The 20,899-nt window shown below is 71.9% G+C and carries 19 protein-coding genes; 9 read left to right on the forward strand and 10 right to left on the reverse strand.

Annotated elements, in window-relative coordinates; translation table 11 throughout:
• The first annotated feature begins 34 nt into the window (after positions 1-34).
• The 3 genes from Q0817_RS06560 to Q0817_RS06570 all read left to right on the forward strand — a co-directional run bounded on the left by Q0817_RS06560 (position 35) and on the right by Q0817_RS06570 (position 3,988).
• Entirely contained in the window at positions 35-610 is a 576-nt protein-coding gene (locus Q0817_RS06560) for a hemerythrin domain-containing protein (protein WP_298585360.1), read from the forward strand.
• Positions 611-857: 247 nt separating this feature from the next.
• The gene (gene clpB, locus Q0817_RS06565) at positions 858-3,473 is read left to right on the forward strand and encodes an ATP-dependent chaperone ClpB (RefSeq protein WP_298585361.1); all 2,616 of its coding nucleotides are present in this window, start codon (positions 858-860) and stop codon (positions 3,471-3,473) included.
• Between the two features lie 290 nt (positions 3,474-3,763).
• Positions 3,764-3,988 (forward strand): DUF3073 domain-containing protein, encoded by a 225-nt coding sequence (locus Q0817_RS06570; protein ID WP_298585362.1) that lies wholly within the window; start codon positions 3,764-3,766, stop codon positions 3,986-3,988.
• A 155-nt stretch (positions 3,989-4,143) separates the two neighbouring features.
• Here the strand turns inward: Q0817_RS06570 and purM are convergent, their stop codons facing one another.
• The 5 genes from purM to Q0817_RS06595 are packed head-to-tail and all read right to left on the reverse strand — an operon-like array spanning position 4,144 to position 8,941.
• Positions 4,144-5,304, reverse strand: coding sequence for a phosphoribosylformylglycinamidine cyclo-ligase (gene purM / locus Q0817_RS06575; protein WP_298585363.1), 1,161 nt, complete (start codon positions 5,302-5,304; stop codon positions 4,144-4,146).
• Between the two features lies 1 nt (position 5,305).
• Entirely contained in the window at positions 5,306-7,090 is a 1,785-nt protein-coding gene (gene purF, locus Q0817_RS06580; RefSeq protein WP_298585364.1) for an amidophosphoribosyltransferase, read from the reverse strand.
• Positions 7,091-7,095: 5 nt separating this feature from the next.
• Positions 7,096-7,530: a hypothetical protein gene (locus Q0817_RS06585; RefSeq protein ID WP_298585365.1), complete on the reverse strand. Its 435-nt coding sequence runs from the start codon at positions 7,528-7,530 to the stop codon at positions 7,096-7,098.
• A gap of 10 nt (positions 7,531-7,540) precedes the next feature.
• Positions 7,541-7,906 (reverse strand): sterol carrier family protein, encoded by a 366-nt coding sequence (locus Q0817_RS06590; protein WP_298585366.1) that lies wholly within the window; start codon positions 7,904-7,906, stop codon positions 7,541-7,543.
• Positions 7,907-7,909: 3 nt separating this feature from the next.
• Positions 7,910-8,941: an asparaginase gene (locus Q0817_RS06595; RefSeq protein ID WP_298585367.1), complete on the reverse strand. Its 1,032-nt coding sequence runs from the start codon at positions 8,939-8,941 to the stop codon at positions 7,910-7,912.
• A gap of 105 nt (positions 8,942-9,046) precedes the next feature.
• On the opposite strand from Q0817_RS06595, the gene purD reads away from it, so the two are divergent.
• A complete protein-coding gene (gene purD / locus Q0817_RS06600) occupies positions 9,047-10,369 on the forward strand; it encodes a phosphoribosylamine--glycine ligase (protein WP_298585368.1) in 1,323 nt (440 codons plus the stop codon).
• Entirely contained in the window at positions 10,366-11,346 is a 981-nt protein-coding gene (locus Q0817_RS06605) for a phosphoribosylaminoimidazolesuccinocarboxamide synthase (RefSeq protein WP_298585369.1), read from the forward strand. The genes purD and Q0817_RS06605 overlap by 4 nt, the downstream gene beginning before the upstream one ends.
• 133 nt (positions 11,347-11,479) lie before the next feature.
• Here Q0817_RS06605 and Q0817_RS06610 read toward each other — a convergent pair whose 3' ends face one another.
• From Q0817_RS06610 to Q0817_RS06620, 3 genes are all read right to left on the reverse strand, one after another.
• Positions 11,480-11,821 (reverse strand): MGMT family protein, encoded by a 342-nt coding sequence (locus tag Q0817_RS06610; protein WP_298585370.1) that lies wholly within the window; start codon positions 11,819-11,821, stop codon positions 11,480-11,482.
• Positions 11,818-12,972, reverse strand: a complete 1,155-nt coding sequence (locus Q0817_RS06615; protein ID WP_298585371.1) for a sensor histidine kinase — start codon at positions 12,970-12,972, stop codon at positions 11,818-11,820. Before Q0817_RS06615 ends, Q0817_RS06610 begins: the two co-directional genes overlap by 4 nt.
• A 111-nt stretch (positions 12,973-13,083) precedes the next feature.
• Entirely contained in the window at positions 13,084-13,239 is a 156-nt protein-coding gene (locus Q0817_RS06620; RefSeq protein ID WP_157571337.1) for a hypothetical protein, read from the reverse strand.
• A 219-nt stretch (positions 13,240-13,458) separates the two neighbouring features.
• On the opposite strand from Q0817_RS06620, the gene Q0817_RS06625 reads away from it, so the two are divergent.
• Positions 13,459-14,142 (forward strand): response regulator transcription factor, encoded by a 684-nt coding sequence (locus tag Q0817_RS06625; protein ID WP_298585372.1) that lies wholly within the window; start codon positions 13,459-13,461, stop codon positions 14,140-14,142.
• A gap of 450 nt (positions 14,143-14,592) precedes the next feature.
• On the opposite strand, the gene Q0817_RS06630 is transcribed toward Q0817_RS06625, so the two are convergent.
• A complete protein-coding gene (locus tag Q0817_RS06630) occupies positions 14,593-15,312 on the reverse strand; it encodes a FadR/GntR family transcriptional regulator (RefSeq protein ID WP_298585476.1) in 720 nt (239 codons plus the stop codon).
• Positions 15,313-15,462: 150 nt separating this feature from the next.
• On the reverse strand, positions 15,463-17,250 hold the full coding sequence (locus Q0817_RS06635; RefSeq protein WP_298585373.1) for an L-lactate permease: 1,788 nt from the start codon (positions 17,248-17,250) through the stop codon (positions 15,463-15,465).
• Positions 17,251-17,530: 280 nt separating this feature from the next.
• Here Q0817_RS06635 and Q0817_RS06640 point away from each other — a divergent pair, with 280 nt between their 5' ends.
• Genes Q0817_RS06640 through Q0817_RS06650 form a run of 3 tightly spaced genes read left to right on the forward strand, consistent with a single transcriptional unit; the run spans position 17,531 to position 20,783 of the window.
• Positions 17,531-18,382: a (Fe-S)-binding protein gene (locus Q0817_RS06640; protein WP_298585374.1), complete on the forward strand. Its 852-nt coding sequence runs from the start codon at positions 17,531-17,533 to the stop codon at positions 18,380-18,382.
• Positions 18,379-20,145, forward strand: coding sequence for a lactate utilization protein B (locus tag Q0817_RS06645; RefSeq protein WP_298585375.1), 1,767 nt, complete (start codon positions 18,379-18,381; stop codon positions 20,143-20,145). Before Q0817_RS06640 ends, Q0817_RS06645 begins: the two co-directional genes overlap by 4 nt.
• Positions 20,142-20,783 carry an LUD domain-containing protein gene (locus Q0817_RS06650; RefSeq protein WP_298585376.1) on the forward strand — a complete coding sequence of 214 codons (642 nt, stop codon included), beginning with the start codon at positions 20,142-20,144 and terminating at the stop codon, positions 20,781-20,783. Before Q0817_RS06645 ends, Q0817_RS06650 begins: the two co-directional genes overlap by 4 nt.
• Positions 20,784-20,899 lie beyond the last annotated feature (116 nt).

A 20,899-nucleotide genomic window follows, 5' to 3' on the forward strand; every position in this document is an offset into this window, starting at 1 on the left:
AACCGCGAACCACCACGTCAAGGAGGCACGTCCCATGACCGACACCCACACCGCGGGGCCGGGGGCGGATGTCATCGACATCCTCACCACCGACCACCGGGAGATGCTCGAGCTGCTCGGCCAGATCGAGGGCGCGCCGGACGCCGGCCGGCGCCGGGACCTGGCCGACACCGTGATCGCGGAGGTCATGCGCCACGCCGTCGCGGAGGAGATGTACGTCTACCCGGCGATGGAGAAGCACCTGCCCGGCGGCGCCGAGGAGGTCGAGCACGACAAACAGGAGCACGACGAGCTCGTGCAGGTCATGAAGCAGGTGGAGGGCGTCGACGCCTCCGAGCCGGCGTTCCTGGAGCTGATCCGGGAGATGCAGTCCCAGCTGCGCCACCACATCGACGACGAGGAGTCCGACCAGTTCCCGAAGCTGCGGGCCCACATCCCGGCCGGGGACCTCGTGGAGCTGGGCGAGAAGGTGCAGAACGCCAAGAAGGTGGCGCCGACCCGGCCGCACCCCCACGCGCCGCACTCCGGGCTGTTCCACAAGACCGTCGGGCCCGGTGTCGGCATGGTCGACCGGCTCCGGGACAAGCTGACGGGGCGGAGCACCTGCTAGACCGGCGCCGAGGCCTGCCGGACCTGCACCGCGCGGACCCCTGCCGGACGAGCACCTCGTGAGGCTCGTCCGGCAGGGGTCCGCGCCGTTCTCCGGCTGCCGACGCCGGCGGAGGGGGCTGGAATACACCCTGTCGGTCCAGGGTTGAGTGGGATAGACTCAGGTTAGCTGAACTGCTCGGCCGCACTCACTGAAGAGCAGTGCCCGGGTCGGTTCGTCCCCGATCGCCCACACCCAAGGAGCCGCAGTGGAGACCAAGTTCACCACCAAGTCCCAGGAGGCACTCTCCGCCGCCTCGACCAACGCCTCGACCGCGGGCAACCCGCAGGTCGAGCCCGCCCACGTCCTCAAGGCCCTCATGGACCAGCGCGAGGGCGTGGCCGTCGCCGTCCTGAAGGCCACCGGGGCCGACGTCGACGCCGTCTCCGCGCAGGCCAGCGCTGCCATCAACGCCCTGCCCTCCGCGTCCGGGGCCGCCACGGCCCAGGCCCAGTTCAACCGCGGCGCGCTGCAGGTCATCCAGGCCGCGGAGCAGTTCGCCCAGTCCCTCGGTGACGAGTACATCTCCACCGAGCACCTCCTGTACGGCCTCGCCCAGCAGGAGGGGAAGGTCGGGGACATCCTGCGGGACGCGGGTGCCGGACCCGACCAGCTCAAGACCGCCGTCCCGTCCGTGAGAGGAGACCGCCGCGTGACCACCCCCGACCCCGAGGGCACCTTCCAGGCGCTCGAGAAGTTCGGCACCGACCTGACCGCCATGGCCCGCGACGGCAAGCTGGACCCCGTCATCGGGCGGGACTCCGAGATCCGGCGCGTGGTGCAGGTGCTCTCGCGCCGCACCAAGAACAACCCCGTCCTGATCGGCGAGCCCGGTGTCGGCAAGACCGCTGTGGTCGAGGGCCTCGCCCAGCGCATGGTCGCCGGGGACGTGCCCGAGTCGCTGCGCGGCAAGTCGCTGATCTCCCTGGACCTCGGGTCCATGGTGGCGGGCGCCAAGTACCGCGGCGAGTTCGAGGAGCGGCTCAAGGCCGTGCTCGAGGAGATCAGGCAGTCCGAGGGCCGGATCGTCACCTTCATCGACGAGATCCACACCGTGGTCGGCGCCGGAGCCGCCGAGGGCTCGATGGACGCCGGGAACATGCTCAAGCCCATGCTGGCCCGCGGCGAGCTGCGCCTGATCGGCGCGACCACCCTGGACGAGTACCGCGAGAACATCGAGAAGGACGCCGCCCTGGAGCGCCGCTTCCAGCAGGTCTACGTCGGCGAGCCCTCCGTCGAGGACACCGTGGCGATCCTGCGCGGTCTCAAGGAGCGCTACGAGGCCCACCACAAGGTGCAGATCGCGGACTCCGCGCTCGTCGCGGCGGCCGCGCTGTCCCACCGGTACATCCCGGGCCGGCAGCTGCCGGACAAGGCCATCGACCTGGTCGACGAGGCCGCCTCGCGGCTGCGCATGGAGATCGACTCCGCGCCGGAGGAGATCGACCAGCTGCGCCGCGCCGTCGACCGCCTGACCATGGAGGAGCTCGCGCTGGAGCGGGAGACCGACCCCGCGTCGGTCGAGCGCCTCGCCGCGCTGCGGCAGGAGCTCGCGGACAAGAGGGCCGACCTGGACGCGCTCAACGCCCGCTGGGAGGAGGAGAAGGCCGGTCTGAACCGTGTCGGCGACCTCAAGGAGCGCATCGACAACCTGCGCTCGCAGGCGGAGATGGCCCAGCGCCACGGCGACCTCGGCGAGGCCTCCCGGCTGCTCTACGGGGAGATCCCCGCGCTGCAGAAGGAGCTCGACGTCGCCCAGGAGCAGGAGGACACCTCCGCCCCGCACGACACGATGGTCTCCGAGGAGGTCACGGCCGACGACGTCGCCGAGGTGGTCTCGGCCTGGACCGGCATCCCCGCCGGGCGCATGCTCCAGGGGGAGACGGAGAAGCTGCTGCACATGGAGGAGGTGCTCGGGAAGCGGCTCATCGGCCAGCGCCGGGCGGTGCAGGCCGTCGCGGATGCCGTGCGCCGCTCGCGCGCCGGCATCTCCGACCCGAACCGGCCGATCGGCTCGTTCCTGTTCCTGGGACCCACCGGCGTGGGCAAGACCGAGCTCGCGAAGTCCCTGGCGGAGTTCCAGTTCGACGACGAGCGCGCGCTGGTGCGCATCGACATGTCCGAGTACGGCGAGAAGCACACGGTCTCCCGGCTGGTCGGCGCCCCTCCGGGCTACGTCGGCTACGAGGAGGGCGGCCAGCTCACCGAGTCCGTGCGGCGCCGCCCCTACTCGGTGGTCCTGCTCGACGAGATCGAGAAGGCCCACCCGGACGTCTTCGACATCCTGCTGCAGGTGCTCGACGACGGGCGGCTCACCGACGGGCAGGGGCGCACGGTGGACTTCCGCAACGTGATCCTGATCCTCACGTCCAACCTGGGCAGCCAGTTCCTGGTGGACCAGACGGTCGAGCCGGAGGCGAAGAAGCAGGCGGTGATGAACGTGGTCAACGCCTCGTTCAAGCCCGAGTTCCTGAACCGGCTCGACGACGTGATCCTGTTCGACCCGCTGTCCACGTCCGACCTGGCGAGGATCGTGGACATCCAGGTCGCCCAGCTGGCCGAGCGCCTGGGGCAGCGCCGACTGGGCCTGGACGTCACCCCGGCGGCCACCGAGTGGCTGGGCATCACCGGCTACGACCCGGCCTACGGCGCCCGGCCGCTGCGCCGGCTGGTGCAGCGGGAGATCGGGGACAAGCTCGCCCGGGCCATCCTCTCCGGGGCGGTCGTGGACGGCGACACGGTCCGGGTGGACGTCGACGCCGACGTCGTGGCGGACGGGCTCACCGTCACCGCCGTGACCGAGGGGGCCCGCGCCGCGAGCTGAGCCCCGGGCGGGGCCGCCGTGCGCGCCGCGGGCCGCGGCGCGCACGGCCCGGCAGGGCGGCGGGCCGCCGTCGGGCGGACCCGGCGACGGCCCGCCACCGCCGGACCCGGACCGGGTTCCGCCCGCCTCCCGTGAGGTTGCCGACAGTCCACCGCGCGGGCCGCGGACCGGGCGCAAGGGGCTGACAAACCATGTACCCTGGTCTCACGAACCATTCATACGACATTTCCGGGGCCGTACTCTGTGCCTGAGTGCCGCCGTCCGGACCAAGAGACAGAGGGGGTCACGCCATGGGGCGCGGCCGTCAAAAGGCTAAGGCGACACGGCAGGCGCGGGAGATGAAGTACTTCAGCCCGCAGACCGACCTCACGGCACTCCAGCGGGAACTGCGCGGCAGTGAGCAGATCCCCCCGCTGCGCGAGCCGGTCGAGGAGACCGTCGACGAGGACGAGGACGACTACTCGGCCTACGTCGACAAGTACGCCGACGACTACGACGAGGACTTCCGCCGGTAAGCACCGGGGACTCCGCTCGTCTCCACCGCACGACGCAACAAGGTGCCCGTCCAGGACGAGCACCTTCTTCGCGTACCCACTGCACCGCACCACAGCGAACGCCCCGCCGGCCGGCGGGGCGTTCGCTGTTCTCGCCGCTGCTTCCCGCGGCCGGATCAGCCCGTGTAGGCGTTGACCATGCGCACGGCGCCGCCGTCCACGCCCTTCGCGCCCTGAACCCAGTCGGGTCCGCCGTGGTCGGCGTCCGGGTCGATCTCGCCCACGGTGCCCATGACCCACGAGGGCAGCCCGCGGGCGGTGAGGTGGGCGACGGCGTCCTCGGCCACCGACGGGTCGACGATCGCGACCATGCCCACGCCGAGGTTGAGGGTCCGCTCGAGGTCGGGCAGCGGGACGTTGCCGAGCTGGCTGATGAGCTGGAAGATGGCGGGCAGCTCCCAGGTGCTGCGGTCCACCGTGGCCTCGAGCCCGGCGGGCAGCACCCGGGCGAGGTTCGCGGCGAGGCCGCCGCCGGTCACGTGGCTGAAGCCGCGGACACCGCGGCCCGTGGTCCGGTCGGGGCCGTTGACGGGGAAGGCGGCGGCGAGGTCCAGGACGTCGGCGGCGTAGACGCGGGTGGGCTCCAGCAGCTCCTCGCCCAGGGTGCGGCCGAGCTCGGTGACCTGCCGGTCCAGCGACCACCCGGCCACGTTGATGACCTTGCGGACCAGGGAGTACCCGTTGGAGTGCAGGCCGGAGGAGGCCATGCCGATCACCACGTCGCCGGCGCGCACGCGGTCGGGGCCCAGCAGCTCGTCGGCCTCGACCACACCGGTGGCGGCCCCCGCCACGTCGTACTCGTCCGGGCGGAGCAGCCCCGGGTGCTCGGCGGTCTCCCCGCCGACCAGGGCGGTTCCGGCCTGCTCGCAGGCCGCGGCGATGCCGCGCACGATGTCCGCGATCCGCTCGGGCACCACGCGTCCCGTGGCGATGTAGTCGGTCATGAACAGGGGCTTGGCGCCCACCACGACGATGTCGTCGACGACCATGCCCACGAGGTCGAAGCCGATCGTGTCGTGCACGTCGAGGGTCTGGGCGATCGCGACCTTCGTGCCCACGCCGTCGGTCGAGGTGGCGAGGTAGGGCTTGCGGTAGGTGAGCAGCTCCGAGACGTCGAACAGGCCCGCGAACCCGCCGACCCCGCCGATCACGCGGGGGGTGTGCGTGGCCCTCACCGCGCTCTTCATGAGCTCGACGGCGCGGTCTCCCGCCTCGACGTCCACGCCCGCGCTGGCGTAGGTGACGGTGCGGTTCGTGGAGGAGGGGGGCTGGGCCATGTCAGGCGTCCTTCGCGGTCTCGTGCTGGGCGGCGTGCTGGGGTCCGGTCCCGGCTGCGGGTCCGGTGGCGGGTCCGGCGGGGACGCGGTCCTCGGGCAGGATGAGGTCCTCGAGGTCCGCGTCGGGTCCGGGGTCGCACCCGGTGCAGGTCTCCTGGATGCCCGGATCCTCGTCGGAGATGCTCGTGCGCTCGGCGGGCCGGCGGCTGAGACCGTCGGTGGCCGAGGGGCGGGTGTCGATGGACACGGCGGAGGCGTGCTCCGGGCGCTGCGCCACGGACGGACCGCCCGGGGCGCGGCGGGGCGAGGAGTCCACGGGCGTGCTGCGGGTCTCGAAGACGTTCTTGCCCAGCTTGTCCGCGTCCGGCAGGCGGGTGGGGTACGTCCCGGAGAAACAGGCGGTGCACAGCTCGGTGCGCTCCTGCAGGGTGGCCGCGATCATCCCGTCCTCGGAGATGTAGCCGAGGGAGTCGGCCCCCAGGGACGCCCTGATCTCCTCGACCCCGAGCCCGTTGGCGATCAGCTCGGCGCGGGAGGCGAAGTCGATGCCGTAGAAGCACGGCCACTTGATGGGCGGGGAGGAGATCCGCACGTGGATCTCGGCGGCCCCGGCCTCCCGGAGCATCCGGATGAGGGCGCGCTGGGTGTTGCCGCGCACGATCGAGTCGTCGATGACCACGAGCCGCTTGCCCGCGACCACGGACTTCAGCGGGTTGAGCTTGAGCCGGATGCCGAGCTGGCGGATGGTGTCCGAGGGCTGGATGAACGTTCGTCCTACATAGGCGTTCTTGACCAGGCCGTTGCCGAACGGGATGCCGGACTCCTCGGCGTAGCCGATGGCCGCGGGGGTCCCGGACTCGGGGGTGGGCATCACGAGGTCCGCGTCGATCCCGTGCTCCCGGGCGAGCCGGCGGCCCATCTCCACGCGGGACTCGTACACGGAGCGGCCGTTGATGGTGGTGTCCGGGCGGGCCAGGTAGACGTACTCGAACACGCACGCGGCGCGGCGGGTCTCGGCGAAGCGCTGGGAGCGCAGGCCGTGCTCGTCGATCACCACGAACTCGCCGGGCTCGATCTCGCGGACCAGGGACGCGCCCACGATGTCCAGCGCGGCGGTCTCCGAGGCCACCACCCAGCCGCGCTCGAGCCGGCCGAGGACCAGCGGGCGGATGCCCTGCGGGTCGCGGGCGGCGTAGAGGGCGTTCTCGTCCATGAAGGCCAGGCAGAAGGAGCCCACGAGCTGGGGGAGCAGGTGCATGGCCGCGTCCTCGAGGGACCCGTGCGGGTGCTCGGCCAGCAGCGCGGTGACCAGCGCGGTGTCCGTGGTGTTGCCCTGCGCCATCTCGCCCTGGGAGGGGAACCCGGACTTGTCGATGAGCTTCTCGTAGAGCTCCGCCGAGTTGGTGAGGTTGCCGTTGTGCGCGAGCGCCACGGTCCCGTGCGGGGTGGCGCCCAGCGTCGGCTGGGCGTTGGCCCAGTGGGACCCGCCCGTGGTCGAGTACCGGCAGTGGCCCACGGCCAGGTGCCCGGTCAGGGTGGTGAGGGTCGCCTCGTCGAAGACCTGCGAGACGAGGCCCATGTCCTTGTACACCGCGATGCGGTTGCCGTCGCTCGCGGCGATGCCGGCGGACTCCTGGCCGCGGTGCTGCAGGGCGTAGAGGCCGTAGTAGGCCAGTTTCGCGACCTCCTCGCCGGGGGCCCAGACGCCGAACACGCCGCACGCGTCCTGGGGGCCCTTCTCTCCGGGGAGCAGGTCGTGGCTGAGTTGTCCATCAGGGCGAACCACGTCGATCAGCCTTCTCTCGAGCGTCGGGGGTCGGTGGGCCGGGGCGCGTCCTCCGGGGGGCCGGAGGGGGCGCCGTCGTCCCCGTCCACGACCTCGGTGGTGACGGCCCGTGCCCGGGCCACGGAGACCCGGTCCAGCACGAGGGCCACCAGGGCCCCCGCGGCCAGGCCCAGGACCGTGCAGACGGAGACCATGAACAGGGTCACGGCCCCCTGGGTGAACTCGGCGCTGCCCCCGCCCGACAGTCCCACGAGCACGCCCACGACGGCGCCGAGGACACCGCCGAGCAGGACGAACGCCCAGATGTTGGGAGCGCGCCGCAGGGTCATCTGCTGGCTGCCGGAAGCGGCCAGCGGCACGACCGTCCGCTCCCGGCGGCGCCGGCGCGGGAACTTCCGCGGCGACGGGCGCGCGGAAGGGGATGAGGGAGTGGAACTCATGTCCTCAAGGCTACCGGGGAAAGAGGGGCAGGGCGTCCGCGAGATCGGTCCTTGTGCCCGAGGCCACAGCCGCGCCCGAGGCGACGGCCTCCGGCCAGGTCACGGCACCCGTGACCAGGCCGAGCCACGTGCGGGCGTCGGTCTCGACGACGTTGGGCGGGGTCCCGCGGGTGTGCCGGGGCCCGGCCACGCACTGGGTCACGCCGAAGGGCGGGACGCGGACCTCCACGCTGTTGCCGGGCACCCGCTCGGCGAGCTCCTCGAGGGAGTAGCGCACGGCGGTGGCCACGGTCCGGCGCGGGGTGCCGTCCGGGTCCGCGCGCCAGGCGCTCAGGGCCAGGGTCCCGTCGGCGGGATCGACGCGGCGGCGGGCCATGGCCTAGTCCTGCCCGAGCGCCCGGACCAGCTCCGGCCCGAGCAGCTCCAGGAGGGGCTCCGCCAGGCGGAGCCGGCCGACGGGGCGGGACCCGCCCATGACCGGGCGCACCACCCGGCCGATCACCGCGGCGGCCGCCGGGGCGGGCACGGCCCCGGCGTGGGCGAGCAGGCTCAGGCCGATGAGCGCGTTGGCGCGGGAGCCGCCGTCGAGCACCTTCAGCGCCACCGACCACCCGGTGCGGGTGCCGAGCGCGAGCACGCCCTCCGCCCCGAGCTTCGCCACGACGTCCAGCTCCTCCATGACCACGGTGTTGTACCGGCCGGGCCCGTGCACGAGCTCGGGGTAGTCGAGCATGCACTGGGCCACCGTGGCGGCGCGGGCGTCCGCGTCGAGGTTGCCCGCGGCCCGGCCCAGGGTCGAGTACGCCCGGGCGAGGCCGGTCAGGGAGATCGCCGCGAGGGGGGCCCCGCACCCGTCCACGCCCACGTGGGCCACGCGCTCGCCGGAGAACTCCTCGACGGTCTCCAGCACGGTCCGCTGCAGGGGGTGCTCCGGGTCCAGGTAGCTGTCCGTGGGCCAGTCGTTCTCGGTGCAGGCCCACAGGAACGCGGCGTGCTTGCCGGAGCAGTTCATGCAGATCCGGGCCTTGCCGCGGCCGGCCCGCACGAGCTCCGTGCGGACCTCCTCGTCCTCGGGCCAGTCCGGCGGGCACTGGAGCGCGTCCTCGGTCAGGCCGGCGGCCCCGAGGATCGAGCTCACGGCGTCGAGCTGCTCGAAGGAGCCGATGTGGGACGCGGAGGCGATGGCCACCTGGGCCCCGCGCAGCGGGACACCGGTCTTCATGGCGGCGATGGTCTGGAACGGCTTGAGCGTGGAGCGGGGGAAGATCGGGGTGCCGATGTCGCCCAGCGCCACCGCCACGGACCCGTCCGGGGCCAGGACCACGGCGGAGCCGCGGTGGCGGGACTCGACGAAGCCGCTGCGCTCGAGCACGGCGAGGTCCACGGCACGTTCCGAGGTGAAGGTCTCCATCGCCCCAGTATGTCAGCGGGGCCGGGAACCACCGATCCCGCGGGAGCGTGCCCGCATGCCGGGAACGATGTGCCACTTGCCGCTGCCGCCAACTAGCCTGAGGGCGTGAAGGTTCTGGTACTGGGCCCCGGAGGCCGCGAACACGCAATCATCCGCGCACTGCTGGCAGATCCCGAGGTCGAGCAGGTGCACTGCGCGCCGGGCAACGCCGGGATCGCACAGCTCGTCCCGGTGCACGCCGTGGACGCCGACGACCCCGCCGCGGCCACCGCGCTGGCGCGCGAGCTCGCGGTGGACCTCGTCGTCGTCGGTCCCGAGGCCCCGCTGGTGGCCGGTGTGGCCGACGCCCTGCGCGAGGCGGGCTTCCTCGTCTTCGGTCCCTCCCGGGCCGCCGCCCGGCTCGAGGGCTCCAAGGCGTTCGCCAAGGAGGTCATGGCCTCCGCCGAGGTGCCCACCGCGATGGCGCGGGTCGCCACCACGGAGGAGGAGGCCGCCGACGCCCTCGACACCTTCGGCGCCCCGTACGTCGTCAAGGACGACGGGCTCGCCGCCGGCAAGGGCGTGGTCGTCACCTCCGACCGCGCGGCCGCGCTCGAGCACGCCGCCGCGTGCTTCGCCGCGGGCGGGAGCGTGGTGGTCGAGGAGTTCCTCGACGGCCCCGAGGTGTCCCTGTTCGTGCTCACCGACGGCTCCCGCGTGATCCCCCTGAGCCCCGCCCAGGACTTCAAGCGGATCCACGACGACGACGAGGGCCCCAACACCGGCGGCATGGGCGCCTACACGCCGCTGCCGTGGCTGCCCGAGGGCTTCGTGGACGAGGTCGTGGAGCGCGTGGCCCGCCCCACGGTCGACGAGATGCGCCGCCGGGGCACCCCCTTCGTGGGCGTGCTGTACTGCGGGCTGGCCGTGACGACCCGCGGTCTGCGGGTCATCGAGTTCAACGCCCGCTTCGGGGACCCCGAGACCCAGGCCGTGCTGGCCCGGCTCACCACTCCGCTCGGGCGGCTGCTGCGCGACGCCGCGGCCGGGCGCCTCGACGAGGCGGAGCGGCTGCGCTGGCGGCCCGAGACGGCCGTCGCGGTGGTCGTCGCCGCGCAGGACTACCCGGACAGCCCCCGGAAGGGCGACCCGATCGGCGGGCTGGAGGAGGCCGAGGCGCTCGAGGGCGTGCACGTGGTCCACGCCGGCACCGCCGTCGCCCGCGAGGGCGAGCACGCCGGGCGGATCGTCTCCGCCGGCGGGCGGGTGCTCGCGGTCGTCGGCCTCGGGGCGGACCTCGACGACGCCCGCGAACGCGCGTACCGGGGCGTGGGCCTCGTGACGCTCGACGGGTCCCAGCACCGCACCGACATCGCGCTGAAGGCCGCCCGGGGCCGCATCACCGTCCCCGGTGCCTCCGATCCCCGACCCCGTCAGGAGCAGGCATGACCGAGCAGGGCACCGTCACCACTCCTCCCGAGATCCCCGGGTGGAGGCACACCTACTCCGGCAAGGTCCGGGAGCTCTACGTCCCCGACGAGTCGCGGCTGCGGGCCACGGGCGTGGCCATCTACGACGACGCCGAGTACCGGGCCGGCTCGGTCCTGGTGCTGGCCACCGACCGGATCAGCGCGTTCGACGAGATCCTCCCCACGGAGATCCCGGACAAGGGCAAGATCCTGACGCAGCTGTCCCTGTGGTGGTTCGAGCAGCTCGCGGACGTGCCCAACCACGTCCTGTCGACCGACGTGCACGAGTCCGTCCGGGGGCGGGCCGTCGTCTGCAAGAACCTGTCGATGTTCCCCGTCGAGTGCATCGCCCGCGGCTACCTGACCGGGTCCGGGCTCAAGGACTACCGGGAGACCGGCGAGGTGTGCGGGATCGCGCTGCCCCCGGGGCTCGTGGACGGCTCCCGGCTGGACGAGCCGATCTTCACCCCGACCGGCAAGGCGGAGGTGGGTGAGCACGACCTGCCCATCACGTTCCAGGAGATGGCCGACGGGGTCGGCCACGCCGTGGCCGACCGGCTGCGCGAGCTGACCCTGGAGATCTACGGCGCCGCCGAGAGGATCGCCCGCGAGCGCGGGATCATCGTGGCGGACACCAAGGTGGAGTTCGGGCTGGACTCCTACCGCGGCGCGATCACCCTCGGGGACGAGGTGCTCACCCCGGACTCCTCCCGCTTCTGGGACGCCGAGACCTACGAGCCGGGCAAGGCCCAGCCCTCCTTCGACAAGCAGTACGTGCGGGACTGGCTGCGCTCGGACGAGTCCGGCTGGAACGGGACCGGCCCCGTGCCCCCGCTGCCGGAGCAGGTCGTGGAGCGGACCCGCGCGCGCTACGTCGAGGCGTTCGAGCGGCTCACCGGCCGGACCTTCGACCCGGACGGCAACTTCTTCGAGGTGGCGGGCCCGCTGGACTTCTGAACCGGGGCGTGCGGCCCAGCGCATGAGCACCGGGTCCGGGCGCCGGGCCCGAGCACGGGTGGTCAGCGCTGGGCTCGAGTGTTGATCCCTCGAGTGCTCATCCTGGGCCACGATCCGGTGAGCGGAGCAGGACCTACGCGCAGGGGGAGCCCGGGGTCCACAGCGCGCGGACCATGTCCACGCGCACGAGGTGCCGGTCGTCCTCGCGCACGGGAGTGCCCTCCTCGCGGTACCGGTCCCGGGCCTCGGCCTGCAGGTGTTCGGCGAGGGTGCCCTGCACGGTGACCACGCGCCACCACGGGAGCTCCTCGCCGGTCGGGTTGCGCGCCATGACCGTGCCCACGGCGCGCGGGGAGCGGCACTCCGCCAGCTCCGCGACGTCCCGGTAGGACAGCACCCGGCCCGGAGGGATCCCGGCCACGACGTCCACCACGCGCCGCGCCAGGCCGGGGTCCGGCTCGGCCCGGCGGGTCACAGGGCGTCCCGGCCGTCCACGGGCAGGCACACGTCGAGGACCCACTGCCCGTTCTGCGGCCCGCTCTCGGCGTGCCCGCCCAGCAGGGACACGCGCTCCGCGATGCCCCGCAGGCCGAGCCCCGAGGACAGATCCGAGGATTGGTTGCCCGTGCGCTGGTGGCTGCGGGGCATGGGATTCAGCACTCGCAGGCGCAGCTCGTGCTCGTCCGCCGCTACCTCGATCCGGCAGCCGGACCCGCGCGGGGCGTACTTGATGATGTTGGTGACCGACTCCTGCAGGATCCGGGCAGCCGTGCCGCGCACGGTCGTGGGCATGGCCTCGAGGTCCCCGGTGACGGCGACGTCCGGCTCGAAGCGCAGGTCCCGCAGGCTCGCCGCGAGGGACGTGACCACGTGCTCCAGGCTGCCGATGGACAGGCCGGCGCCCGTGACGTCCCGGGGATGCTCTCCCTCGTTCTCGTTGCGCAGCAGCCGCAGCATCACCCGCAGCTCGTGCAGGGCCGAGCGGGCCGCGTCCTCCACGGTCTCGAGGACCTGGTGCAGCTCGCCCACGTCCCCGGAGCGGCGCCGGCTCATGGTCTGCATCGTGATGAGGGTGAGCTCGTGGGCGACGACGTCGTGCAGGTCTCGGGCCAGCGCCTGCCGCTCGTCCTCCCGGAGCCGTTCGTTGAGGACCTCCAGGTCCCGGACCCGCTCCTCGTTCTTGCGTCGCTGGCCCTGGAAGTACCTGACCGCGGAACCCGCCAGGGTCGCCACGAGCAGTCCGTTGAAGGTGAACCAGAACAAGGGGGAGTCGAAGGGGGCGTGGAACGTGGCGGCGGCCACCCCCCAGGCGAAGTACACGAGCAGGTGGACGACGAGGAACTTCCTGGTCGCCGTGGCGGCGACCGCGGCCGTCACCACGAAGACGGTGACGATGGCGGAGGCCTGGTAGTTCGCCAGAAGCGACGTGACCAGGCACGCCACCGAGGCAGCCGAGGCGTAGGTCGACCGCCAGGCGATCATGCCGATCGCCGCCGAGGAGAGGATGGCGTCGAGAGTCAGCATGAGGTCGGCGTTGGCGTCGCCCGTGAAATGCTGGAACAGGTACTGGAGCTGCGTCAGCAGAATGACGCCGGCATACAGAAGGACCACCACGGACAGCCACATGCCGATGGGTTCGGCTTGGAAGAACGGTGTCTTCGGTGCTGTGCGAGGTGGTCGCTCTGCAAGTGTTGCTATGTCAGTCACACCCAATGGTGTACCGCATCCGAGGAAAAATCATCGGCAGAGGAACGGGAACCACCCGCACATGACGTAGCCGGGTGCCTGCGGCTTCTGGACCATGAGGGCGTTGGCGGGGGCGGCCGGGCCGACGATGAAGGACGCGGCGAGGGCGGCGGAGGCGATGGCGGTGGTCAGCTTCTTCTTGGACATGGGGGGCTCCTTGGATCACGAGGACAGCACCGGATCGGGGGGTTGCGGCCGGTGAGGGGGGAGAGATGTCCCGGCCGCGAGGGGGGTGTGCTGCCCTGGTAGCTTCCATTTTGCCAACGTTAACCGTGTGCACCTATCGACCTTTGTCCAGACCGTTTGTGACTTTTGTCGAATATGACGTGTTGCACTTTGGGGGACACGGAAAAATAGACTGTGTGAGTGACTGATTGCAGAGTGCTTGTCGTGGACGACCAGCCGTTGATGCTGGAGGCCCTGAAGTCCTTCTTCTCCGCCGAGCCCGGATTCGAGGTCATCGGGACGGCGTCCAACGGACGTGAAGCCGTCGACCGATGTCTGGCGATCGACCCGGACGTGGTGCTGATGGACATGAAGATGCCCGTGATGGACGGGATCGACGCCACCCGGGAGATCACCTCGCGCAGTCCCCGCTCCAAGGTGCTGGCTCTCACGACGTTCTCGACCCTGGAGTTCGTGGTGCCGGCCCTGCGTGCCGGTGCGGCCGGCTATCTGGTCAAGGACGCCCGGCCCGACGAGATCATCGACGCCGTGAACCAGGTGCTCAACAACGAGATCGCCCTCTCCCCGGCGATCGCCCGAGCACTCGCGGACAACGTCATCTCCGTCCCGGACCAGCAGCAGGCGGCGCGCCCGGCGGACAGCGCCCTGCGCTCCCTGCTGACCGACCGGGAGATGGAGACCGTGACGCTCCTGGCACAGGGGCTGAGCAACCGGGAGATCGCCGAGCAGATGCACGTCTCCGAGGGCAGCGTGAAGGCCTACCTCGGGCGGGTCTGTGAGAAGTTCGGGGTCCGCGACCGCGTGCAGGCGCTCATCAAGGCGTACCAGTACGGGCTCGTGGATCCGCAGCTGCGCGATCTCTGAGTCCCGCCCGACCTCCGCCGCCCCGGATCCGGACGGAAGTCCAGTCCACGTGTAGACGAAAGTGTATTCATCTGCATTAGCAAACCCGGCATGATCGGTAGTGCGAGCAGAGAAGAAAAGTCGGTGGATGAGTGAGAGACATCCCCACGGTGCACGGCCCAACCCCCCATGTGGCCGAGCCCCGGACCGGATGGTCCACCGACCTGCTCACGGTAGGGGGCCGCCCCGGGACAGTCCCCCCTGGATCGGGATGCGGCCGCGCAAGGCTTGGATCACCTTGCACCCCCCTCGGCCGATGGCCCCCTACCGTGCAACCTCTGCCCCGCGACTCCACGAACGAGAGCGGCCCCACCGGAACCGGTGGGGCCGCTCTCGTTCGTCCAGTGCGTTCCCTGCGTCCGCCGGGTCGTCCGCACGGGCCCGGGGGTCTTGGACCCTCTGGTCGTCCGGTCAGGCCCGCAGGCCCTGCTCCTCCTGGGCGGCGGCGCTGTGGCCGAAGAACCAGGTGATGTGCTCCCGCAGCGCGGCGGCGGCGTCCTCCCCCCGGCGCTCCTGGGTGGCGAGCAGGATCGCCCGGTGCTGCTCCTGCAGGGTGCGGCGCACCTGCGGCCAGTCGTCGAGGCCGGCGACGGTCTCCTGGACGTACCCGATGGTGGCCTGGCGCAACGAGGACATGATCGTCTCGACCACCACGTTGCCGGCGAGGGACGCGAGCAGGATGTGGAACTGCGCGTCGGCGGCGTGGAAGCGCTCGTCCGGCAGGGCCGGATCCTCCATGGCGGCGACCAGCTCCGCCGCGTGCTCGAGCACCGCCGCCCGCTCCGGAGTCTCCGCCGCGGCGGCCGCCTCGTGGGCGGACTGGGTCTCGAGCAGCAGCCGGGTCTGCATCAGGTCCCGCACCGGCAGGGACCGGGTGGCCACGTGCATCCGCAGCGCCCACCCGAGCGCGGCCGACGGGTCGGAGATGACGATCGCTCCGGCGTTGGGCCCCGACCCGGTCGAGGAGCGGACCAGCCCCATGGCGTCGAGGATCCGGATCGCCTCCCGCACCGAGGCGCGGGAGATGCCGAACTCCTCGGCCAGGTGGCGCTCCCCGGGCAGCTTGTCGCCCACCGAGATCTCGCCCGAGCGCAGGCGCTCCTCGAGCCAGTCGAGGACGACGGTGTACATGCGTGAGGCTGCGGGCACGGGGGCTCCTCGGGGGATGGGCGGGACGCGGACCAGTCTAGGGAAGTGCGGAGGCTCGCCGGGCCGGGGGCGACGACGCCCCCGGCCCGGCGGCCGGGGGCGTCGTGCAGGACGGTGCCGTCGCGTGCCGGATCAGACCCGGCTCCGCTCCTCCGCCGTCACGTCCTGGCGCGTCAGCCGGCGCGCCAGGACGGCGAGCCCGGCGACGAGCAGGACCAGCATGACGGTGCCCAGGTTGAAGCCCACGCCGTGGATGAAGAGGTAGGCGACCGCGCCGCCGGCGAGGCAGTAGTAGGTGGTCACGATGATGGTTTTGCGCAGCAGGTCTCCCTCGCGCCCGAGCAGGCCCACGGTGGCGGAGGCCGCCACGATGTTGTGGATCGCGATCGGGTTGCCGCCGGCCCCGCCGATGGCCTGGGCGGCCACCACGAGTTCGGGCCGCTCGAGGCCGATGGCGGCGCCGGTGGAGAACTGGAACTGGGAGAAGGTCAGGTTGGACACGGTGTTCGACCCTGCGATGAAGGCGCCCAGCGCGCCGATCCAGGGAGCGATCACCGGCCAGGAGCCGCCCGAGATCGCGGCGGCCCCCTCGGCGAGGGTGACCGGCATGCTGGAGAGCCCTGAGTCGTTGAGCGCGGGGCCGGACTGGATGAGCACGCGCACCAGCGGAACGGCGAAGAGCAGCGCGGCGGCGGTGCCGGCGAGCTGGCCGGCCGAGATCCTGAGCGTCCGGGTGATCTCGCGGGAGCTCATCCGGTGCAGCAGGTAGGCGAAGACCGAGGCGAGGATCAGCACGAAGCCGGGCAGGTAGAACGGCTGGACGGTGGTGGTGATCTCGGTGCCCAGGATGTTCTCGAACGGGATCGCCAGACCGGTCAGCCACTCCTTGAACGGGGTGATGACGCGGGTGGCCACCAGCAGTCCCGCCATCAGGGCGTAGGGGGCCCAGGCGCGGACCGTGCTCATGTGCGTGGACACGTCCGTGGCCTCGGCCGGCTCGATGGTGCCCATCCAGCGCGCGGGCCAGCCGGCACGGGGGCCGAACTGGAAGGTGTCCTTCGGCATGAGGAAGCCCTTGCTGGAGGTGAACATCACCAGCACCAGTCCGAGGATCCCGCCGAACATCGAGGGGAACTCGGGGCCCAGGAAGCGGGCGACCAGCACGTAGGGGACGGTCATGGCCAGGGACGCGTACACGGCGAAGGGCCAGACGGCGAGGCCGTCGCGGAAGCGCCGTTCGGGGCCGAAGAAGCCGGTGAGCAGGGTCACGAGGATCAGCGGGATGAGGATGCCCACGATGCCGTGCATGGCCGCGGTGTAGAAGCCGATGGAGTTGACGAACTCGGGCATCGTCACGCCCAGGACCTCGACGCGCTCTGCGACCGCCGGGTCACCGCCCAGGCCTCCCGCCACTCCCACCAGGATGGGTGTGCCGACCGCGCCGAAGCTCACGGGGGTGGACTGGACGATCAGCCCCACCATGACGGCGGCCATCGCGGGGAAGCCCATGGCCAGGAGCAGCGGGGCCACCACCGCCGCCGTGGTGCCGAAGCCCGAGACGCCCTCGATGAAGGAGCCGAAGAGCCAGCCGATGATGATGGCCTGGATCCGCCGGTCGGCGGAGATGTTGTTGAAGCCGGCGCGGATCGTGGCCATGGCCCCGCCCACGGTGAGGGTGGAGAGCAGCAGCAGGGCGCCGAACACGATGTAGAGCATGGTGATGGCCACGATCAGACCCTCGATGGTGGCGGCCAGCACCCCGGTGAAGCTCATGCGCCAGACGAGCAGCGCCACCAGCACAGCGGTGAGGTAGCCCACCGGCATCGCGTACTTCGCGGGCCACCGGAAGCCGGCCAGGAGCACGCCCACCAGGAGCAGGGGCAGCAGAGCCAAGAGGCTCAGCACAGCAAGATTGTCCACGGAGAGATCCTTTCTGGGCCCACCTCGTCGAGGGTGGGGCAAGGGGAGAGGACGGGCGTGTGCGGAAGAGGTCCGGCCATCGGCCGACCCTATGGTCGGACCACAATGGTCTGACCACAAAGAGTACATGACCCACGTCACAACCCCAACCCCCTCGAACGCACGGGATCGGCTGTGCCCGGGACTCGTTGTGGCGTCCGTCTCATCGGTCTAGTATGGTCAGACCACACGCGGCGCTGCGCCGTCGTCGCTCCTTCCGCTCCTCGTTCCCGGAGGCACCATGAGAATCGCCCTGTTCGCCACGTGCATCGTGGACGCGATGTACCCGCGGGTCGCCCTGGCCACGGTCCGGGTGCTCGAGCGGCTCGGCCACGAGGTGGTGTTCCCGCCCGGCCAGGGCTGCTGCTCCCAGATGCACGTCAACAGCGGCTACTTCGACGACGCCCTGCCCGTGGTCCGCAACCACGTCAAGGCCTTCTCCGCCGCGGACTACGACGTGGCCGTGGCCCCCTCGGGCTCCTGCGTCGCCTCCCTGGGCCACCAGCAGCCGATGATCGCCCGTGCCGGCGGCGACGAGGCCCTCGCCCGGGAAGCGGCGGCCGTCGCCGCGACCACCTACGAGCTCTCCCAGCTGCTGACCGACGTGCTCGGCGTGACGGACGCGGCCGCGCAGCTCGGCTCCTGGTTCCCGCACCGGGTGACCTACCACCCCTCCTGCCACGGGATGCGGCTGCTGCGCCTGGGGGACCGGCAGAAGAACCTGGTCGCCTCGGTCGGCGACATCGACTTCGTCGAGCTGCCCGACGCCGACGAGTGCTGCGGGTTCGGCGGGACGTTCTCCTTCAAGAACCCGGACGTCTCCGCCGCGATGGCCGAGGAGAAGATCGACAACATCGTCTCGACCGGCGCCGAGCTGTGCACCGGAGGGGACGCCTCCTGCCTGATGCACCTGGGCGGGGCCATGAACCGCCGGGACTCCGGGCCGGCCACCGTCCACTTCGCCGAGATCCTCGCCTCCACCCGCGAGAACCCGCTCGAGGTCTCCGGGCCGGTCGAGCTGTCCATCCCGGGCCCGAGGGCGCGCCGCACGGCGTCGTCGTCGGCCCCCACCACCGCTGGAGGTGCTCGATGAGCCGCACGGCCCTGGGCATGCCCGCCGTCCGCCCCGTCCACGGGCAGGGGAACCTGCACGCGCGGACCGCGTTCCCCGCCGCCGCGAAGGCCGAGATGGGCAACACGCAGATGCGCGCGAACATCCGCCACGCCACCCACACGATCCGCGGCAAGCGCGCCGCGGTGGCGGGCGAGCTGCCCGACTGGGAGGAGCTGCGCTCCGCCGGCTCCGCGATCAAGGAGCAGGTCATGGCGAACCTGCCGGAGCTGCTCGAGGAGTTCGAGCGCAACGTCACGGCCCGCGGCGGCACGGTGCACTGGGCGCGCGACGCGGAGGAGGCCAACCGGATCGTCACCGAGCTCGTGCAGGCCACGGGCTCCACGGACGTCATCAAGATCAAGTCCATGGCCACCCAGGAGATCGGCCTCGAGGAGCACCTGGCCGGCCACGGGATCACCGCCACGGAGACGGACCTGGCCGAGCTCATCGTCCAGCTGGGGCGCGACTTGCCCTCGCACATCCTGGTCCCTGCGATCCACAAGAACCGGCACGAGATCCGCGACATCTTCCTCGCCGAGATGGCCGAGACCGATGAGACCCTCACGTCCGAGCCGCGCGATCTCGCCGAGGCCGCCCGCACCCACCTGCGGGAGAAGTTCCTCTCCACCTCCGTGGCGGTCTCCGGGGCGAACTTCGGGGTGGCCGAGACCGGGACGCTGACCGTGGTGGAGTCCGAGGGCAACGGCCGCATGTGCCTGACCCTGCCCGAGACCCTGATCACCGTGATGGGCATCGAGAAGATCGTGCCCACGTTCCAGGATCTCGAGGTGTTCCTGCAGCTGCTCCCGCGCTCCTCCACCGGGGAGCGGATGAACCCCTACACCTCGATGTGGACGGGCGTGACACCGGGGGACGGCCCGCATAACGTGCACGTGGTGCTGCTGGACAACGGCCGCACCGCGGTGCTGGACGACCCCGCCGGGCGCTCCGCGCTGCACTGCATCCGCTGTTCGGCGTGCCTGAACGTCTGCCCCGTCTACGAGCAGGCCGGCGGCCACGCCTACGGCTCCACCTACCCGGGTCCGATCGGGGCGATCCTCTCCCCGCAGCTGACCGGCATCACCTCGGAGCAGAACGCGTCCCTGCCCTACGCCTCCTCGCTGTGCGGGGCCTGCTACGACGTGTGCCCCGTGAAGATCAACATCCCCGAGATCCTCGTGCACCTGCGCGACGAGGACGTGCGCACCCGGCACGGCGAACGCTCCGACGACGGCGCCGCCGCGGCACCGGCCCGGACCCGGCGCCTGCCGCAGGCCCCGTCCGAGATGGACCTCATGATGAAGGGAGCCTCCTTCGTGATGTCCTCCGGCCGGCGCATGGCGCTCGCCGAGAAGGCCCTGCCGCTGGGTCGCGCTGTCGCAGGCAGGGACCGTGCGATCTCCTGGCTGCCCGGCGCGGCCGGGGGCTGGACCGACGAGCGGGACATCCCGGCCCCGCCGAAGGAGTCCTTCCGCAACTGGTGGGCCCAGCACGCCGACGAGACCGCGCAGCGGGTGGCCGCCGACGGCGGCTCCACCGGTGGCGCCACGGACGGGACCACGGACGGGACCACGGACGGGACCACGGACGGGACCACGGACGGGGTCTCCGACAGGACGTCCGGCGGGACCTCCGGCGGTGCCCCCTCCGGGGCATCCCACGGCGCGCCGCACGAGGGCGCCGCCGGAGCACCGCAGGGCGGGGCCCGGGACGACACGCAGCACGACGGAGGAGAGCGATGACCGACGCCAAGACCGAGATCCTGGCCCGCATCCGCGGCGCCCTGCACTACACCCCGGCGCCCGCGCCTGCGGAGCGCACCTACCGCCGCTCCTCGGACCGTCTGCGCGAGGAGGTCGTCGAGATGCTCGAGGACCGGCTCGTGGACTACCGGGCCGCCGTCCACCGCGAGACTGCAGAGACCCTGCCGGCCCGGATCGCCGACCTGCTGGGCGTCTCCGCCCGCTACGTGGTCCCCGCCGGCCTGGACCGGTCCTGGCTGCCGGAGGACACCGCCGCCCGCCGGGCGCTGGTGGACCCCGGCGACGCCCGGGCCGCGTCCGCGCTGGGGGTGCGCGAGCTCAACGCCGTGGACGCCGTGGTGACCTCCTCGACCGTCTCCTGCGCCGAGACCGGCACGATCTTCCTGACCGGCCGTCCCGACGAGGGCCGCCGGGCGATCAGCCTGGTCCCCGACCACCACATCTGCGTGGTGCGACTGGACTCGGTGGTCGAGCTGATCCCCGAGGCCCTGGCCCTGGTGGAGCCCACGGCCCCGGTCACGATGATCTCCGGGCCGTCCGCGACCTCGGACATCGAGCTCGAGCGCGTGGAGGGCGTGCACGGTCCGCGCACCCTGGACGTGATTCTGCTCGGATGAGCCGACCCGCTGCCGCGCGGGGTTCCGCGCGGGGCACCTCCTGATCCCTACAGTTGACGTTGTCCGACAGAGAAGAAGCAGCGCCCGGGGTCCGTGCGACCGGCCGGGTGCGGAAC

The organism is uncultured Kocuria sp. (assembly GCF_947500125.1).
Taxonomy (GTDB): Bacteria; Actinomycetota; Actinomycetes; order Actinomycetales; family Micrococcaceae; genus Kocuria.

Bases quoted from the DNA above. Each gene is read 5' to 3' on its own strand.
- Q0817_RS06585 (WP_298585365.1), bottom strand. From the start codon at position 7,530: ATGAGTTCCACTCCCTCATCCCCTTCCGCGCGCCCGTCGCCGCGGAAG.
- purM (WP_298585363.1), bottom strand. From the start codon at position 5,304: ATGGCCCAGCCCCCCTCCTCCACGAACCGCACCGTCACCTACGCCAGC.
- Q0817_RS06605 (WP_298585369.1), top strand. From the start codon at position 10,366: ATGACCGAGCAGGGCACCGTCACCACTCCTCCCGAGATCCCCGGGTGG.
- Q0817_RS06615 (WP_298585371.1), bottom strand. From the start codon at position 12,972: ATGTGGCTGTCCGTGGTGGTCCTTCTGTATGCCGGCGTCATTCTGCTG.
- Q0817_RS06595 (WP_298585367.1), bottom strand. From the start codon at position 8,941: ATGGAGACCTTCACCTCGGAACGTGCCGTGGACCTCGCCGTGCTCGAG.
- Q0817_RS06650 (WP_298585376.1), top strand. From the start codon at position 20,142: ATGACCGACGCCAAGACCGAGATCCTGGCCCGCATCCGCGGCGCCCTG.
- Q0817_RS06630 (WP_298585476.1), bottom strand. From the start codon at position 15,312: ATGTACACCGTCGTCCTCGACTGGCTCGAGGAGCGCCTGCGCTCGGGC.
- Q0817_RS06620 (WP_157571337.1), bottom strand. From the start codon at position 13,239: ATGTCCAAGAAGAAGCTGACCACCGCCATCGCCTCCGCCGCCCTCGCC.
- Q0817_RS06645 (WP_298585375.1), top strand. From the start codon at position 18,379: ATGAGCCGCACGGCCCTGGGCATGCCCGCCGTCCGCCCCGTCCACGGG.
- Q0817_RS06570 (WP_298585362.1), top strand. From the start codon at position 3,764: ATGGGGCGCGGCCGTCAAAAGGCTAAGGCGACACGGCAGGCGCGGGAG.
- Q0817_RS06590 (WP_298585366.1), bottom strand. From the start codon at position 7,906: ATGGCCCGCCGCCGCGTCGATCCCGCCGACGGGACCCTGGCCCTGAGC.
- Q0817_RS06560 (WP_298585360.1), top strand. From the start codon at position 35: ATGACCGACACCCACACCGCGGGGCCGGGGGCGGATGTCATCGACATC.
- Q0817_RS06640 (WP_298585374.1), top strand. From the start codon at position 17,531: ATGAGAATCGCCCTGTTCGCCACGTGCATCGTGGACGCGATGTACCCG.